This window comes from Cellvibrio sp. UBA7671 (genome assembly GCA_002483145.1).
Lineage (GTDB): Bacteria > Pseudomonadota > Gammaproteobacteria > Pseudomonadales > Cellvibrionaceae > Cellvibrio > Cellvibrio fibrivorans.
This window is the reverse complement of record DLHJ01000012.1, coordinates 157146-174489: the sequence shown is the minus strand read 5'-3', so window position 1 is coordinate 174489 and position 17344 is coordinate 157146. Positions and strand designations below refer to the sequence as shown.

The window sequence follows — 17344 nt, the reverse complement described above, 5'->3', positions numbered from 1 at the left end:
TTCAAATCACTACACCTGATCATGACTCCCCACGTCCACCTTCGGCTTAGCCACATACCGCAGCCACACATAGCCCAAGAGCGCCGACAAAAACGAACCCACCAAAATCCCCAAGCGGTCATTCATTGCCTGATTTTCAATGGTTTGTTCAAACGCGAGTGAGCCGATAAATAAACTCATGGTGAAGCCGATGCCGCAGATGACCGCAACGCCGTAGAGCTGCGCCCAGTTAACATCGTCCGGCAGTTTGCCGATGCGCAGTTTTACCGCGAGCCAGGTGAATAGCATAACGCCCAATTGTTTGCCCACGAACAGGCCGAGCAAAATGCCGAGCGATACAGGTGAGAAGACATCGTTGATGCTCAGCCCTGAGAGCGACAAACCCGCGTTGGCAAAGGCGAACAGCGGCAGGATCGCAAAGGCGACCGGGCTGTGCAGGTCTTTTTCGATGTCGTGCATGGGGCTCTGCACTTTACCTTCGGAATCCAGGCCTCTGAAAGGAATGCACAGGGCGATGGCGACGCCCGCCAAAGTCGCATGTACGCCGGACTTGAGCAGGCTCACCCACACCACCAAGCCGACAAACAGGTAAGCCGCTTTGCTGACCACACCCTGGCGATTCATCAGCACCATCACACCAATACCTATACCAGCGCTGATGATCGCGGTGAGTGAGAGGTTATCGGTGTAGAAAAGCGCGATGATAATGATCGCGCCTATATCATCAAAAATCGCGAGCGAGACAAGGAAGACTTTCAAGCTCACCGGAATGCGCGAGCCGAGCAGACTCAGGATGCCGAGCGCAAAGGCGATGTCAGTTGCGGTGGGAATCGCCCAGCCGTGCAGAGCGTAGGCATCATGGCGATTGATAAATGCATAAATCAACGCGGGCACCAGCATCCCGCCAATTGCCGCTATTCCCGGCAGGGCGATTTTGGAGAGCTGGTTTAACTCACCGACCAATACTTCGCGCTTGAGTTCGAGCCCGACCATCAGAAAAAACAGCGCCATCAGGCCATCGTTAATCCATAGCAGCAGGGGTTTGGCGATGGAAAAACTGCCTACGGCGACGACTACATCCACTGAAAGCAGCTGGTCGTAATAGATTTTTAAGCTGGAGTTAGCTGCGATTAGCGCCAAGATGGCCGCCAATATCAACAAAATACCACTCGCTGCTTCCAGTTTAAAAAATGCCTTAATTCCCGGGATCATGTGTACCTCGCCCTGTTCATCTTTTTACGTGAATTGGGGTTTATGGGCGTGAAACGAAAGTTTTACAAGCGAATCAATAGCTTATTTGCCTAAATTTACGGTTGGTGCACCACTGGAATGCAAAAACCCGCGCTGGTGTAGCCAGCGCGGGTTTCATAAAACAACTACTGCGAATGGCTTACTGGCAGGCTACCTTGCCCAAGCCCAACACATAATACTTGTCGCCCGCCAACGGCGAATTGAAGGGTGCCTGGCCATATTTACCGGCGGTTGCGCTCAGATAATCCACCAAATCCTGACCTGCCGCAAAGCGCCAGTGGTTGAGTGTGGCTTGTGATGCGATGGAATAATTTGCGGCGAGATTGGCCACTGTACCCGAGCTGATCGTAAAGCCGGTTTTGGTGGTTTCATCCAAATTACACGCTGCATCGCCGAACCAGACGAAGTTGCCTTCGCCGCGATAATTACCGCCAGTCACATCGCGAATCAGATTCGTCTGTAGCTCAGCAAGTGATGAAGCGAGATCCGCTTTTTCCTGGTGGATGCGGTTGACCACAAACATATTGTCTTGCTGCAACACGCTCGCGCCCACACGAATGCTGAGCAGATCTTTGCGATAATTCACAAACACGTTATTCACCATATGCGATGTACCACGGCGGATCAGAGGTACGCGGCGCAATGTATTACCCAGTGCCATGTAGCTCGCATCGCGTGTCACAAATAAATTGTGGTGCATAGTGGTTCGGATTTGCGCATCGATCGTGTGGTTATCGCTGGAGCTGTGCAGCGTTGCGCGTTTTACATCGAGAATTTCATTGAAAGACATGGTGATGCCGTAGGCACCGACTTTCACATCAAATGCGGAGTCGCCAGTGGTATCAAAAGTATTTTTGTGAATCCAGATATCGTGTGAGGCGCCGGTGGAGCGAACCATATCCGGGTCAACATAGTGGTCTTCGGTGTGGCCTGCGCCTTTAAAATTCAAATGCGTGAGGATCACACTGGTTGCGGTTTGTGTCGGTTGACCAGTGGAATCTTTGCCAATCGCAAAGCCGCTGAACAGGAAGTGAGCTTCACTGCCGCGACCATCGATACTTTTGTTAGAGCCAATCACCGGATTGCGAATCGGGTTATTGGATTTATTCATCGCGGTATTAAAGAATGTACTCACACACGCCGATTCACTCACACTGTTTTTTGCGCACCATTGTTGATAATTCACACACTCTGCTTCGGTTGCACCGAGAATGGATTGCACAGTCGCATTGCTACAACCCAAACGGTACATGCCAATTTCTGTTGGTTGAGCGAATTGGATTTTGTCGAACACAATCCAGTTGTGTGCTTCACCGCTAATTGCATCCAACACTTGCTGCTCAACCGAAGTGTTGGAATTTTTGGTGATGATAGTGAGTTTGCTGTTACCGTTAGGATCGTATCCGCCTTTGGCATTTTCACCATAGCCCACTGGAGTACCGAGGGTTTTATATAAACACTCCACAATTTCCTGATCGGTTTGCAAAGCGGTATCGCGCCAGTTGACGTGGGGATTAGTTGCAAGATTAATACAATCCGCGCTCAGGTTTACATCGCCGGGAATATAAGGTGCGCTTGATGATGAACTGCTGATACTCGATGAAATTGCAGAGCTGGTAACTGAAGAACTAACCACAGACGAACTGCTTTTTGAAGAGCTGCTGGTGATGGACGAAAGCGACGCAGCGCTCGATGAGGCAGGGCTTGAACTGCTGCTGGAGCCATTAACGAAGGGAGTAATTTTCCCCACACCTGCGTTAGCCATCACAATTTCCGGCACTGTGGATGAGTGATCCATTTCAACCGTGTAAGGCACGGTCACGCTGCAGGTTGATTGCAGTTGTCCATCCACCACTTCGGGAATTACCAAGGCACCATTGCCTACTGTGCGGCTGTAGTAAATCGACGGCAGTACTGTATTGTCATCATTGGTTTGCCAGCAACCGGCAACATCCGAATCGTCGGAGGCGATCAGTGGATTATTCACATTGTAAAAATAATTGCTTTCTATCAAGGCTTTCGCATTCATACGCGAGTTGATCGCATGGAACATATAATCGATGCGATCGTTCGACCAATAGTTGTTGTACATATGCACGAGCGCATGGCGAATTAACGGCGTGCGCTGTTCAATGTTTTTATACCAGTTATGATGGAAAGTGATGTTGGTATTTTTATCGTCGCTATCACTGGAACCGATCAAACCGGCGCGGCTGGAATCGTTATACAAATTGTAAGAAACGGTTACGTTAGTCACGCCCGCTTTCATATCCAACAATGAATCGTATCCATCTTTTTCGCCGCCGGATGCTTCAAGGTGATTGTGGTCGATCCACACGCGATTCACATTGGTTTCCATACCGATTGCATCACCACCGTTAGAGGTAAGTGAGCCGCTTTTTTTCACATTGCGGATATGCAGGTTTTGCAAAATGATGTTGGACGCATCGCGCACATGAATGCCAATTTCTTCAAACAAAGCGTTTTTACCTACGCCAATAATTGAAACGTTACTCATTTGTTTTATTTCAATGACATCGGCTTGGGTATTACAACCTTGCGCTGTGGTATTGGCGTGGCTGATAGTGCCGTTCACCAAAATGGTAATCGGTGTACTCATAGTGGCACGCGCGCAGAGTGCTGCATTTAATTGCGTGCCGGTAGTTACGGTTACCACTGCACCACCTTGCCCACCGGTCACACCCGCATGGGCAGCAAAGCCTTCCATTTTTGCTGGGCGTAGAGCGCCATCGTAGGAAGCAACGCTGCTGGAAGATTGGCTGGTTGCCGCACTACTTGGCGCAACCGATGCAACGACACTGGATGAAGTATTGATTGACGTCGCCACGCTTGAACTGGACATCAGCGGCGTACTACTTTTGCTTGATAAAGGTGTTGATGATGCCGCTAGCGATGAAGGCCCAGCAGAACTGGTAACCGCACCACCCAGATATTCAATGACCAAATCATCAATCGTTACCGATGCAGAACTTTCCGTGCGCAGCGAAATAAATGAGTTTGCTGTGCCGATGGTGGGCAACAATTCAATCACTTGCCCTGCCACTAAACTGTTGGCACTCGCATTAAATATGCGCGATGCACTGCCGTGTAATGAATTGCCGCCGCTGGTGGTATTGTTATCCACCATCACTTGCAGCGCACCGGAACCCGACGCGGTAACGACGCGAAATGAAATGCGATAGGGCTTGCTTAAATCAAAATCGCCATTGGCACTGGTATCACCTGACGAGGTGTTAGTGCGCGGCGGTTTATTGCCAATGGTAAAGCGTGCCGCTGCCAACGTTAATTGATTATTAGCAATCGTAATGCCGCTGTTGCCACCGGTCACAAACAATAATGGCGCGGATGAATCGGTTGAAATGGAGCGATAAGCCGCACTGAACAAAGTCGCTTTATCAATATTAAATGGCTCGTTCAATAACACGCGATTTGCAACACTGCTTGCCGCGCTGGACGATGACGCCACCAATGTTCCGCTGGCAGACCACACCAGTGCCGATTGATCAAATGGCTGCGCACGGTTATGGCGAATTTTGATGGTGTCCGCTGGCGTTACTTGTTCACCGCTAGCGAGATTACCGAGCAACACACTGCCATCAAGAATGGTAGTGCCTGCACCGCTCGCGGTTAATGTTTGCGCCGCGTTGTTAACGGCTTGCGCACCGTTTTGTACGGTGACAGAAAATACATAATCGTAAGTGGTGCGGTCGATACGGGTTTCACTCAGCTTATTGAGTGTGACGACGTTGAGATCCAACGCCATACTATCGGCGGAAAATGCGAGCGCACAGAGCGCCGATAAATGTCTCAATGAGTAACGCGAGAATAAATTTTTCATGCGGCCACCTGCTGACGTTTGGTGGACTGACGCAACGCCACTGCAATCAAGCCGAGCAGCAACAAAATAATCGACGAAGACTCAGGCACGGGAGTGGTGACGTTCGTGGATGATCCTGATTCAACGATGGAAAAATCTGCATCATAAAAATCATAGGCCAACACATCGAACGGAAGTGTGGAGAGATAAGTAAACGACACGCGCGCAACACCCGAGCTCAAACCTGCCGGGTTGTAGCTATCAAACAGGCCTGCACCGAGCAGTGCATCGGGTTGCACAACAATGCTGTCCCATGCTGCGGGGCTGAATCTAATATCCAGATTGGCAAACAAAGTTTCAGAAAAATACAGCGAAAAGCCGCTAAAGTTTTCACCGCTAGCGAGCGAGAGATTAATATCCACTATGCCCTGATTGCCAACCAATTCAGAAAACTCTGTCGTAATCAGCGCGGCTCTGGCCGGATTGGCCACACAGAATAAAAACGTAAACAGCAAACTTATAGATTTAAAATAATTCAGTTTCATAGCGTACCCCTGTTATTAAAATAATTAAAAAAGTGGGGTATTGATGGATAGCATTGTCCGATTGAATTTTTTTATGGTGTCCTTCTGGTAACGCAATTTGTCGGTTGGAATTTTCAACCAAAACAAAACGACCGGCATAGTGGCCGGTCGTTTTGTTTACGCAGATTTATTGGGTTACCTCCACTTGCCAAATGCGGATGCCACCACCGCCATCGCCGTTGCGGCTCATCAGAATAAATAACTCTGAAACCGTCGGGTCAGTAATGGTTGCGGTTAAAGTGGTTTTATTCGGGTTACTGCAAGAGGACCCTACTTTCCAGGTTTTGCCATTTTGGTCAACAATCGCAACCTGGCCATTTTGACAAGCACCGGGAGCGGTTGCGCTGCCATTTGAATAGGTAACCGTTAAAGTTATAGGCAGTGCGCTGGGTGTAAATGGCACAGAGATAAAACGAGTCACACCACCCCCAATATTCAATGCAGTTGGATTCACTTGATTGCCACCCTCAACAAAAGTGACGGGTGTGCCGGCAGTGTCATCTTTTACGGAAGTGCCGTTGTAGTTAATCGCATATTCAGTGCCCGCACTATTCAGATGCAAACGCAAACTGCCTGCTGTTGCTGAATAAAATGTAATGCCGTCGATGGTGATTGGCGTCGCCGTTACATTGAAGTTTGCATTGGCATTGGCGGCCGGTGCTGCTGCCACTGCCGATTGCAGGGCCGCGAAAGTCGGTGTCCAGATCTCGGTGTTGGGAACATAGGCTGAACTAACTGATGAGCTGGCTTCACTACTAGCACCTACACTCGAACTGCTCTCGCTCGATGCAGAACTGGAAACATCGCTAGATGCCGTAGAACTCGCACTAGAGACCGAGCTGCTGCTCTCGCTTGCCACACTGGCTGCACTACTGGACGAGCTGCTTGCCTGACCGAAGTTGGCACAATCGGTAGTGTCGCCCGGCAGCGGGTTCCAACCGGCACTGGAATTGTAAGCGGCAAAAATTTGCGCGCGATTGCAGTAATCGTTCATCACCTCACCTAGCGTCAACTCATAGCCACCCACACGGCTGGCAAGGCTGATGCTGTCGCCATTGGCATTCATGGTGGCGAATTCGCGCCAGCCGGTGGTGGCGGTTGGTGTAACCGGGTTAGGTGCTGGCTGGCCGTTCACGCCTGCCCCTGCCCAGCCGGCTGCGTTGATATGGGTATCCATACGGCTGTTGATAAAGACCACGTTATCCCAGGTGGTGGTGCCGCCGGGGCTACGCGCAAGATAGGTCGCACCAGCGGGGATGGTATGGCCGACCGGACCTGCGCCTTGGGTCAGATTGGAATTGAGGAACACAAAACCTTTATCGGCCGCCGTCAAGGTGCGTGCCTGCACCACGTAACCACCGTTATTCGCATTGCTGCTGTCACCCAGCGAGCGAATCTCACTCTCCTCGAACAGCGATACATTGTTATTGCCCCAGATGAAATCCACATTGCCCGCCACCAAAGTGCGGTAGAACCAGCTGTAGCCTTTCAGCTGCAAAGTATCCTGCTCGCTGATGAAGTTTGCGTTTTTGGCCACCAAGCGACCCGTGGAGTTGAAGTAAATCGTCTCCGCCTGACCGCCCGATCCAGTTTTGATGGTGGTGTTTTTCAGGGTGAGATTTTCCAGCGTCAACATGTCCGCCAACTCGACTAAAAATACCGGACGACCGGCAGAACCCGGGTTCAAACCCTCCGAGTTCTGGTACTGGATTAACACGCCATCGCGGCTCTCGCCGGTAATGGTGAGGTTGTCTTTGTTGCGTAGATACAGCAGCTCCGGATAAGTACCGTTTTTAACGGTAACGGTCGCGGCATCGGTCTTGGCCAGATTCTGCATCACATAGTTAAGCGCGCCTTGCAGGGTGCGGAAGTCGGCGGTGTTGCCGTTGTCATCCACCGTGAGCGAGGTCAAACCCGCCGCTGGCGCCGGTTTGGTGGTAAAGGTCCAACCGGCGTTTTTACCGATCCCTTCAAATGGCAGGGTCGCCAGGGTCGCGCCGGTAAAAGCCGATGCGCTTACCGCCACGTAGTAACTGGTGTTGTACTCCAGCTTTTTGCTTTGCAGGGCGATGGTTGCAGTATTGCCCGAGATACTGATCGGCCGGGTATTCAGCGTACGGTAAGTGCCATAACCGATAGTATCTTTGTGATCCACCAGCTTGATGGTGTCCACCACCGAATCATCGCTACTTTTGAAGATGCGAATCGCACCCACCGTGCCCATGGTAGGCGGTGAGTCAAACGTCAGGCTCAGGCTGGTATCGGCATAGATATTGGCTTCATTCGCGGCGGGCGATACCAAGCCGGTCAGGTTGTAACTCGCGGTTGGCATTACAAACTGGGGGGCGATAGTCGCCGTGAGAGTGCGCGTCAGGCTGGCATCGGAACCGCTGGTGAAGGTAATAGTCGCAGTGCCCTCGCCCACCGGATTGAGGCTGACTTGATAGCCATTCGTACTCACCGCCACCACCGCCGGATTGCTCGATTCCACCGTAAAGGTGTCGTCGGTGTTCTGTGGGTTTTTGGCGGTGACGGTAATCACGCGCGCGGCATCGCCCACTTCGGCGCTGTAGCTAGCGGTAGGCGAAATAGTTAACTGGGCTGGTACCGGTGGTTTGTCATTGGCGTTGCCGACTTTAATATCGTCGATTTCAAACGAGCGGTTGCTGGTGAAAATACCAATGGAACCGCGTTCGGTCAGGCTCACGTCGCTAAAGCTGGCCACCTGTAAATTATTCAGGTACAGCTTCATTTCAGTGCCGATCAACTCCAGACGCAGTTTGTACCATTCGCCATTGGTGGCGCCGGCGGTGCCGAGGCTAATCGCCGTGTTGTAGCGCATGGCGCCAGTGCTGGCAGGATTGCCCGTGCCACTACGTTCCACAATCTCCACTCGCGGCTGGTTGGTTTCATGGGCGATCATGCCCATGCCGTACCAGTTATTTACATCTAGATAGCGCGCCATCACATAAATACTGCGCTGCGCCGTGCCGCTGGAATTCAGGCGCGGGCGGATGCGCGCTTCAACGTAGTAATCGGCCGAGGTAACTGCCGCAAGCTGCTCCGGTTTGATCAGCGCCACCAAGCCGCCAAGCGCACCGCTGCTGGCAGCGGTATAGCGCAATACATTGTTGTTGCCAGCGTCGTTGAGCACATCAAACACGCCATTTGCTGTGGTACCCGCTGGTAGAAGATCCCAGTTGCCTGCACCACTGGCGAAATCATCGCAGAAATACAGCCCCGGCTCGCTCGCGCAATTAAAGGCAGTAGCCGAGCTGGCGGTACTGGACGACGTTGCTGCCGCTGATGACGTGGCCGCACTGGTAGAGCTGCCCACCACTACGCCCACAGATGAAGCAGCAGCCGAAGAGCCGTCAGCCGAAGTAGTGCTTACGGCCGAGGAGCTAGCCGCCGAACTGCTGGCAGCAGATGAGCTAACACCCACTGCGCTAAAATCGCAATCAAGCAGGTTTTCCGACGGGCCATAACCTTTCACGCAGCCGATATTGGCAGGCAACAAACCGGACAACTGCGCCGGGGTATAAGCCCCCGCATCGGTCCAAACCATCCAATCCACCAGCGCTTTGTAGCTATTGCTGCCGCCATCGCCAATTTGCAGATAGTTGTTGGTCGCTGTGGTGGTGGCAAACTGCACTTCTTCTTGATTCAAGACTGGTGTGCTGGAACCGTCCAGATAAGCGCGGGCCCAGCCGGTGGTAGGGCTGGAAAGCGCTACGGTGAAGTGATAGATGCGGTACTGGTCCATCGCCAAACCATAGGCAGTATTGGGCGCTGGTGAACCTTCAAACTGTACGCCGAAGTTACTGGCGCCATCGGCGCGCAGCACCACTTTCAAACGGCTGGCGGCGGTATCGGCCGTGCCACCGAAGGTGGTTTCCAGTTCCAGGACGCGCGCATTGGCGGGCGGGTTAAAGCCTTTGACCCCGGCAATCAGGGTGAAATATTTGGGGTAAACCCCATCGTTACGGCCCACATTGCTTATCCGGGCACGGTTGTTTTTGGTGCCGAGCGAAGTGGAGTCAAACAGCACAGCACCTGCGCCGGTTGGCGTGAAATCACTTGCGCTGCCCTGGATTACAAACGGCGCATTGGTAACACCATCAGCTAAAATGATGGCATTGGCATCGAACGGGCTGGCATTGCCGTTGAACAGGTTCCAACTAACCGAGGCCGGATCAGCCGTGACTGGCTCATTGGTCGGTGGTGGTGGCGGCTCTATATCCCACTCGGGGCGGGTACAGGCGAGTTCCGCCGGGTCGGTGGTGATCTTGCCCACGCCGGCATACTGCTGCACATGCGCCGGCACATCTTCCACCGGAATCAGGCTGGGTGCGTAAACGTAATCCTGTGGCAGGGTCAAGGTGCCGGTGGAGGTGTTATCGGCCAGCAATTCATCGGCGATGATATTAACGGTGGTCGCCGTGTCCTCTTTGTCAGACCAGATAATGCCATCGCGCAGTTGGTTCTCTATCAACTCCCAATAGCCAATGGCGCTACTGTCCTGCGACATCACCGGATTTTTGGTGTTTTCAAACACATTGCGCTCTACGCGGATAATGGCGCCCATACGCGAGTTGATCGCCGAGGTATCCACGTTGTGATAGTAGTTGTTGTAGATATGACCCTTGCCGAAACGGAACAGCGGCAAGCGCGAATTCACGTGGTGCCAATAGTTGTGGTGCCAGGTGATACGGCGGTCAAAGTTGTCTTCGTCGGACGAACCCCAGAGCGAGGTTTTCCAGCTGTCATGCAGGTAGTTGTAGGAGATAGTGATATCTGCCACATCGCTGCGACCACTCACCAACTCATCGTAGTAATCCTTTTTGTACTCCGCCTGGGCAACCGGGTCGGTGATGGCCTCGGGCACAGCCACGTCCAAATCGTTGTACAGCTCGTTGTGGTCAATCCACACATTGCGCACCGGGCCATTGCGGCCATCGATGGTAATAATATCGCCCTGCCCGCGGGTTTGCGGTACGTGGTACATCTTCAAGTTGCGCACTATCACGTTACTGGCGGTGATATGGATACCCGTGCCCCAAAATTCTGCGTCATTGCCGCGGCCGATGATCGATACATTGGGACGGTTGAGTTTGATATCTTTGTTGCCTGAGTTGTGCCAGGTAATCACACCATCCACATAGATGGTCAGAGGTTTATCGGCATAGGCAGGGTTGGTCAGCGCGGCCGTTAAATCCGCGCCATTACACACTGCCACTTCCACCGCATTGGCACCGGCACCGCCGGTAGTTCCGCCATTAACCGAGGCATAGCCGTAGACGGTGTTGAAATCAGGTGCTGCCGTTGCCAGCGAAGAACTTGAGTGACTGGACGCCGAAGCACTCGACGGTGCACTGGATATCACCAGACTGCTTGCGCTGGCTGATGTGCCGATCGATGCAACACTGCTGGACACGACGCTGGTGGCTAGTGAACTGGATGCTGCTCTGCTGGAGAGCGCTGAACTGGATTGCACTATCGAACTTGAAAGTGCGCTGCTCGATACCAGCGCACTCGATACTGCTGAGCTAGCGGGCGCCGCACTTGAGGTCTCGCTCGACTGTGCATCACTTGAAGCAGCGGCGCTTGCGGCTAGTGAACTCGCCGGGGCAGCGCTCGATCCTGCGGCACTGGACGGTGATGGCACCACCGGCACACTGGCGGCTGCAGAAGACTGCGCTGCCGAACTCGCCGGCACCTGAAGCTCTGAGCTCTGGCTGGAACTGGAGCCCTCATCAACCGGCACCCCCGCCAACTGCAGGGTATCGCGCAAGTGCGCCAATGCCTGCTCCACCGGAACTATAGTTGTAGTACTCGAGCCGGAATTGGCAATCAGATTGGACACTGCCGGGGATGCGGCAAACTGGCTCAGGCCGAGGTTGAAATCCACCTGGGTCGCAACCAACGCCGCGGCCGGGCTGATGCTGATGCCATTGGCGGGATTGCCGTCGGTATCCAGCGATTGCAGTAACCGCGCGATATTGAGCACCACTGGCGAGCTGGGGTTGAGGCTCCGTGCCATATCCAGCGGCGTCACTATCGCCTTGGCTGGCACGGGTGGAAACTCCAGCGCCCCGATAAAAAAAGTCACCGTTTCACCGGGCAAATAATTGAATTCTCCCTGCGCATTGGTAACGCCGGACTGGGTCGCGGTGCGATAGCCAATCCCCGCCACAAACGCATCTACTAACACCCCGACCACCGGAGTCGGTGCAGTGGCCTGGCTACTTGCGGTTTGGGTAGAGCTGGTTTGTACCAGCGCACTCGATTTTTGGATGCCTACTGGCGATGAACTGGCCGGCGACGTTCCTTTTTTGGAATCGCCGCCGCAGGCGCTAAGCAAGGCAGAGAGTAAAACAGCGACTAGCAGATGGATTTTCATGGTGCTCTCACAGTTGTAGTTATTCTTCGATCTGGCCTGCGCCAAATTCAGACAAAGAACCACCACCAGCAGGGCTGACGATAGCCTCTGGTACCAACCGTTTACTGAAAATCACTGCCGATATTTAACGTTTATTATCAGGTCCATCGCCGCGGAAAAGCGCAACTGACGGCCACAGCTCAAGGCTGTAAATCTATGCAAAAAATAGCGAATACCCGAACCCATCCCTATTGGATTGATCGAGATGGATTACTGGATTGAGGAATACACTTTGCCGGGGATTTGAGGCTTTGCCTCTTATTGTCGAGTCCGCCAACCAAGCCAACATGCGAAATTAAACTTATTGATGCATGACGATAAAGCAGGTTAATGACGTCTCTTATTACCTTTCTGTGAAGGTGATCGCATTCTATACCCAAGGTTTTGGCAAGCGCTACCCCTGAATGCGACTAATTATTAAACGAATATGGAATATAGCGACAAATGGGGGCGGGCAAGCCTTCAAGCACTCGCCCGCTTGGACCTTATTCCAAGGCTTCAATCGCCGCACCGAAATTGATATGTAACACCTGGCCATCCACCACCAACGCGGGCACAGATTTAACACCCAATTTTTTTGCCTCTGCCACACGCTGTTGGGCATCACCCAAATGCACTACCTCAACTTGAACACGGTTGGCATCAACCAAGTCCAGCAACTGGTGTTCTGCGGCAACACAAACCGGGCAACCGGCATGATAAAAAATCGCTTGGCTTTTCATAAACTACTCTCTCTGTTAGGGTTAAGAAAATCGCCGTTTGAATGAACGACTGGATTCACTTTACGAATTGCCACGCGCAAAAAACAGCAGGCACTTTTTGGTGCCCGGGTTACTTTTTGGGGTAAATTGTTGATGGACAACGCAAAAAATATTTCATCCCGCAGCCGCTCTAGCTATCAAAAACTGGAAGATGTGATCGGCTGTAAATGGTCAGTGTCGGTATTAACCAATGTCGGTAAAGGCATTCACCGCCCCGGCGAACTGGAACGCAGCATCGAAGGAATTTCTACCAAAGTATTAAGCGAACGTTTTCGCAAATTAGTGGAGTACGGTTTGCTCGATAAAAAAAGCTTCAACGAATTACCGCCGCGCACGGAATATTATTTAACGGAGAAAGGCAACAAGGTGGTGGAAATAATTTTGCAGATTAAGGCGTTGGATGAATCGATTAATTAAGGAGTTTTTTCGGCCAGCGAATCTGCGCCCTCGCACCACCCAATACTTCCGGCTCCACAAACTGCGCAGTGCCATGATGCCATTGCATGATGCGCTTGACAATCGCCAGGCCTAAACCAAAACCGCCAGTGGCGGAGCCGGCTGTGTTTTCATTTTGCTCTTCGTGATACAGACGAACGAAGGATTCAAACACTCGCTCGCGTTTATCGGCGGGGATGCCGGGGCCGTCGTCTTCTACCGCGATAATGTATTCACTTTGCGTTTGCATGAGTTCAATACGGATGCGCGATTTGGCGTAGCGCGCAGCGTTGTTGATGAAATTCTGCAATACAGTTTCAATCAGTTTCCACTCGCAAACAAATTTCTCATTATTGCTGAGGTCACAAATGTCCAACTGTAAATGACGTTGATTGTGACGGGCAAAGCGCAGTTGCAATTCATCGAGCAGGTCGCGCATATGGCCGCTGGTTTGTTTCAGCTGTTGGGTTTTTTGCTCAAACCCGGCATAGGCCAAAAGCGCGCTGATTAGCGATTCCATTTCGGCAATATCTTGTTCCACACTGCGCAACTGGCGACGGTCTTTATCGTTGAGTTTTTCCTCTTCAATCATCGCCAAGGCAAATTTCATCCGTGCTAAAGGTGTGCGTAATTCATGGGAGACAGCGTTGGTCATTTCGCGGTGCGATGCAATTAATTCGCGCAAACGCTGCGCCATATGGTTGAAGGCTTGTGCGAGCGGATAGAGTGTAGAAGTCGGGGAAATTTTGAGTGTTTCCGGTACACCGTCCTTGCCCAGAGTTCGGGTCTGGCTTTCGAGCTTTTTACTGTCGCGCGAGAGTGGCCATACCCATAAATAAATGACTAGTGCGATTGCAAGGTAAAACACAATTAACAGCAGGCGATAAAACGGTGATTCACTTTCATCGCTCACTGGTATGCTGAGCATAACGACTTGATCAGTTTGGGCGAGACGTTTGTACCAGATAATGTCGCCGTTGCTGCTCGCCGCAAGAATTTTTCCTGCATGCAATTCATGCATAGCTGCCGATTGTGCCAGATCATCAAGTACTAATAATTCGAGAGTAAGATTGACTTGTCTACTCAATTGCTGCGCAGCTTGTGTATAGCCTGTATCAGACTGTGGTTGTTGCGTTAATAGATTATCTTCAATTAGCGCGAAGAGTGCATGAATTTCCGCTGTCGGTTCCTGCTCGGGTGCCACGCTTTCCCAAAACTGATTTAGACCCCAGCCGATTAAAACCACTGAGGCGACGATAAAAAAGTAGAGGGAAATAAAGGCGCGATTCATGGTTGGATTAAAAGTCCACGATTATTTCCAGGCATCAGCAATAAACAAATACCCTTTGCCCCAAATGGTTTTAATACGGGTTGGATTATCCGGATTATCGTTTAATTTTTTGCGCAGCTGGGAGATACGAACATCGATGGTGCGATCCAAACCATCGTATTCACGGTTGTAGATATGGTTAAACAAAAATTCGCGGCTGAGGATTTGCCCCGCTTGTGCCGCAAGCGCTAACAACAAATCGTATTCGTGACTGGACAACACAACTTCTTCTCCACCAAGCAATACTTTGCGCGCTGTGGGTTGGATACACAATTCACCAAATATTAAAGCCTCTTGCTCACGCGGATCATTCTGATAGTAGCGGCGCATTAGCGCGCGGATGCGGGCGAGCAGCACACGCGGCTCGGCCGGTTTAATCACATAATCATCTGCGCCGTATTCCAAGCCAAGCACTTGGTCCAAATCTGAATCGCGCGCGGTGAGCATTAGGATCGGGCCTTTGAATTGCGGACGCAATTCTTTGCACAACGTCAAACCATCTTTACCGGGCAACATCAAGTCGAGCACAATTAATGCAGGATTTAAATTCTGCGTCTGACGAATAACACGATTGCCGTTTTCCTCGATCGCAACTTGAAAATCATTGCTCTCCAGAAAATCTTTTACCAGCTGTGCCAAACGGCGATCATCCTCAACCAATAAAATCAAATTGTTTTGCGACATCGACTTGAGTCCTGCTGAAAGAGATAAAACGATTTAACGGGTTTATAGCAGTAACATTGTTTTTAACCAAGCTACCTGTATGCTAGAAAAGTTACTTGTGCGCAAGAAAAACTATTTGCCTGATAGGCAAGCCTGTAATTTTTGTTTTGCCATTTGGCCCGAGTGCCACTCCACCTGCTCAATAATTTCGCCGTTATATTCCAGGCGGAAATTAATTTTCTCTTCCATCGTCTCCAGTGCTGCTTCAATGGTAGGTACCGCAAATACAATCAGGGGTTTTTCATCGCCCACTAAATTTTCCTGACCAAGATCCCAATGAAAGGCTTTCACTTTTGCCGGTGGCTCATCATTTTGATAAAGGGTAAGCTCAATTGTCCCGGGCTTCTCCGGTATCGGAAATTTACCTCCGCCGTTTGCCACTTCAGCAATATTTGAGAAGGCCAAAAGCGCACCCTTATAAGAACCACCAGGGCCCATTAATGCAACTATATTTCCCTGTTTGTTGAATAATGCTGTGCAATATTCACTTTTTTTTGCATTGGAATTAGCTTGAAAAAATTCCCAACTGCCCTGCTCCCAAGCTTTGTGCTTTGGGTCATCAAGGAAATTTTTAACATTGCTGTCAATGGCTTCTTTAACATTAATTTCCTTTTTGCTGGTATCCATAATGCCGCCAAGGACGTCAAAATTGCTGTCAGCAGCAGCAGTTTTTGCTTTGTGATCAGCTACGCAAGTGCTCCCCTGGGCGATCATGCCACCCGGGCAATTGGCTGCGCTTACTTGTGTAGAAATAAGAGCGGCGAAAAACGTTGTGCTTAAAATGCTGGTTAGGTATTTCATTTTATCTCCTATTAATCCGGAACTTCCGCAAAACCGCTACAGGTGAAACTGGCGTCGCCCTCAGCCCATACGCGGACATCGGCAACACGCCAAGCCGAACTCTTGTCCGGAATGAAAATGAATTGGAAATTGCAGCGCGAATAAATACCTTCCTCCCAAGCAGCGCCGGACTTCATATCCATCACTACTGATTTATTGCTGAATTCATTTGCATAATCCAAAAAGCGCATATTGCCCGCCTCATTGACGACAGGGTTGCCCATTTTTCTCACGACATCCGCTTCCGTTTTTCCGAGCCAGACTTGAATTAAATTCACTTCATAACGATTCAACTTCCGCTTACCCTGGACTTTTGCTGCTTCGTCTTTAAAATCAAACTCGGCTTGCATATCGGCAAGATTCGCCTCCAAATCTTCCTTTATCGTTTGCGCTGCAGATTGGATACCTCCTTCCAATTCCGCCATTTTTTTCTGGTACTCAGCCCATTCTTTTTTAGTGGGATAACTCGACCATCTACCCGTAGGATCAGGGCGTTTTTTTGGCCACCAGGCTACCTGCCATGCGAAATCCAGAAATTCAGGCGGGGTCGAGTAGCTGACCATATAAAAATCCGATGGCAACCCAATTTTATTTATTTTTTTGTTGAATTTTTCCATTTCAAATTGTTCCGTCCTTTTATTTAACGCCGCCTTAACTGCGCTGTGCATAACATCATCATTGCAGGCGATTTTTGCAGCTTTCAACAGCATGGGTGAATTTGCTTTCTTCCATTCACTACTGGGAACCGCTTGGCTTTTTAAATCTGATCGGCGCAACATGTAGCTGTTTTCTGCCATGCGCATAGTCACGGGATCATTAAAACCAGGCTGTTTGGGGATATTTTTCCCGTCAAAGGTATGCTTAACCATACACTCAAACTGCAAGCGCATTAGAACATATTCAGGTTTGGCTTCACTTTCATATACGGCCGTTACATCCAACTCTTTTACACTGATCGGTCCAAAGATCATATTCATCGGCGTACGATCTGAAACTACCCGGAAATCGGCAAAATACATTTCCCTATCGCCCGATTCTCCTTGCATATGAAACAGCGCAGTTTGGGCAAAAGCCGGAGTGGATATACAGAGAAAGCAGAACAGTATTTTTTTGATAAGCGTTTGCAGCATGGTTAACACC

At 50.8% G+C, this 17344-nt stretch carries 10 protein-coding genes; 1 reads left to right on the top strand and 9 read right to left on the bottom strand.

Going from position 1 to position 17344, the window contains the following annotated elements; translation table 11 throughout:
- Positions 1-9: 9 nt before the first annotated feature.
- The 5 genes from nhaA to B4E62_RS09105 all read right to left on the bottom strand — a co-directional run bounded on the left by nhaA (position 10) and on the right by B4E62_RS09105 (position 12837).
- A complete protein-coding gene (gene nhaA / locus B4E62_RS09125; RefSeq protein ID WP_331351836.1) occupies positions 10-1212 on the bottom strand; it encodes a Na+/H+ antiporter NhaA in 1203 nt (400 codons plus the stop codon).
- Positions 1213-1390: 178 nt separating this feature from the next.
- Positions 1391-5110 (bottom strand): hypothetical protein, encoded by a 3720-nt coding sequence (locus B4E62_RS09120; protein WP_331351835.1) that lies wholly within the window; start codon positions 5108-5110, stop codon positions 1391-1393.
- Positions 5107-5634 (bottom strand): PEP-CTERM sorting domain-containing protein, encoded by a 528-nt coding sequence (locus B4E62_RS09115; RefSeq protein ID WP_310069076.1) that lies wholly within the window; start codon positions 5632-5634, stop codon positions 5107-5109. Before B4E62_RS09115 ends, B4E62_RS09120 begins: the two co-directional genes overlap by 4 nt.
- 166 nt (positions 5635-5800) lie before the next feature.
- Positions 5801-12076 (bottom strand): pectinesterase family protein, encoded by a 6276-nt coding sequence (locus tag B4E62_RS09110; RefSeq protein ID WP_331351834.1) that lies wholly within the window; start codon positions 12074-12076, stop codon positions 5801-5803.
- A 524-nt stretch (positions 12077-12600) separates the two neighbouring features.
- Positions 12601-12837: a thioredoxin family protein gene (locus B4E62_RS09105; RefSeq protein WP_151055184.1), complete on the bottom strand. Its 237-nt coding sequence runs from the start codon at positions 12835-12837 to the stop codon at positions 12601-12603.
- Between the two features lie 132 nt (positions 12838-12969).
- Between B4E62_RS09105 and B4E62_RS09100 the strand changes: the two genes are divergently transcribed.
- Positions 12970-13293 (top strand): helix-turn-helix domain-containing protein, encoded by a 324-nt coding sequence (locus B4E62_RS09100; protein ID WP_310069081.1) that lies wholly within the window; start codon positions 12970-12972, stop codon positions 13291-13293.
- Here the strand turns inward: B4E62_RS09100 and B4E62_RS09095 are convergent.
- The 4 genes from B4E62_RS09095 to B4E62_RS09080 form a co-directional block, all read right to left on the bottom strand.
- The gene (locus B4E62_RS09095) at positions 13286-14602 is read right to left on the bottom strand and encodes an ATP-binding protein (protein WP_331351833.1); all 1317 of its coding nucleotides are present in this window, start codon (positions 14600-14602) and stop codon (positions 13286-13288) included. The two genes, B4E62_RS09100 and B4E62_RS09095, sit on opposite strands and share 8 nt — an antisense overlap.
- Positions 14603-14623: 21 nt before the next feature.
- Positions 14624-15325 carry a winged helix-turn-helix domain-containing protein gene (locus tag B4E62_RS09090; protein ID WP_310069085.1) on the bottom strand — a complete coding sequence of 234 codons (702 nt, stop codon included), beginning with the start codon at positions 15323-15325 and terminating at the stop codon, positions 14624-14626.
- Between the two features lie 111 nt (positions 15326-15436).
- The gene (locus B4E62_RS09085; RefSeq protein ID WP_331351832.1) at positions 15437-15991 is read right to left on the bottom strand and encodes a hypothetical protein; all 555 of its coding nucleotides are present in this window, start codon (positions 15989-15991) and stop codon (positions 15437-15439) included.
- Between the two features lie 185 nt (positions 15992-16176).
- Positions 16177-17334, bottom strand: coding sequence for a hypothetical protein (locus B4E62_RS09080; RefSeq protein WP_331351831.1), 1158 nt, complete (start codon positions 17332-17334; stop codon positions 16177-16179).
- Positions 17335-17344: the final 10 nt, after the last annotated feature.

Coding starts and splice junctions, on each gene's coding strand:
- nhaA (WP_331351836.1), bottom strand. CDS start 1,212: ATGATCCCGGGAATTAAGGCATTTTTTAAACTGGAAGCAGCGAGTGGT.
- B4E62_RS09120 (WP_331351835.1), bottom strand. CDS start 5,110: ATGAAAAATTTATTCTCGCGTTACTCATTGAGACATTTATCGGCGCTC.
- B4E62_RS09115 (WP_310069076.1), bottom strand. CDS start 5,634: ATGAAACTGAATTATTTTAAATCTATAAGTTTGCTGTTTACGTTTTTA.
- B4E62_RS09110 (WP_331351834.1), bottom strand. CDS start 12,076: ATGAAAATCCATCTGCTAGTCGCTGTTTTACTCTCTGCCTTGCTTAGC.
- B4E62_RS09105 (WP_151055184.1), bottom strand. CDS start 12,837: ATGAAAAGCCAAGCGATTTTTTATCATGCCGGTTGCCCGGTTTGTGTT.
- B4E62_RS09100 (WP_310069081.1), top strand. CDS start 12,970: ATGGACAACGCAAAAAATATTTCATCCCGCAGCCGCTCTAGCTATCAA.
- B4E62_RS09095 (WP_331351833.1), bottom strand. CDS start 14,602: ATGAATCGCGCCTTTATTTCCCTCTACTTTTTTATCGTCGCCTCAGTG.
- B4E62_RS09090 (WP_310069085.1), bottom strand. CDS start 15,325: ATGTCGCAAAACAATTTGATTTTATTGGTTGAGGATGATCGCCGTTTG.
- B4E62_RS09085 (WP_331351832.1), bottom strand. CDS start 15,991: ATGGATACCAGCAAAAAGGAAATTAATGTTAAAGAAGCCATTGACAGC.
- B4E62_RS09080 (WP_331351831.1), bottom strand. CDS start 17,334: ATGCTGCAAACGCTTATCAAAAAAATACTGTTCTGCTTTCTCTGTATA.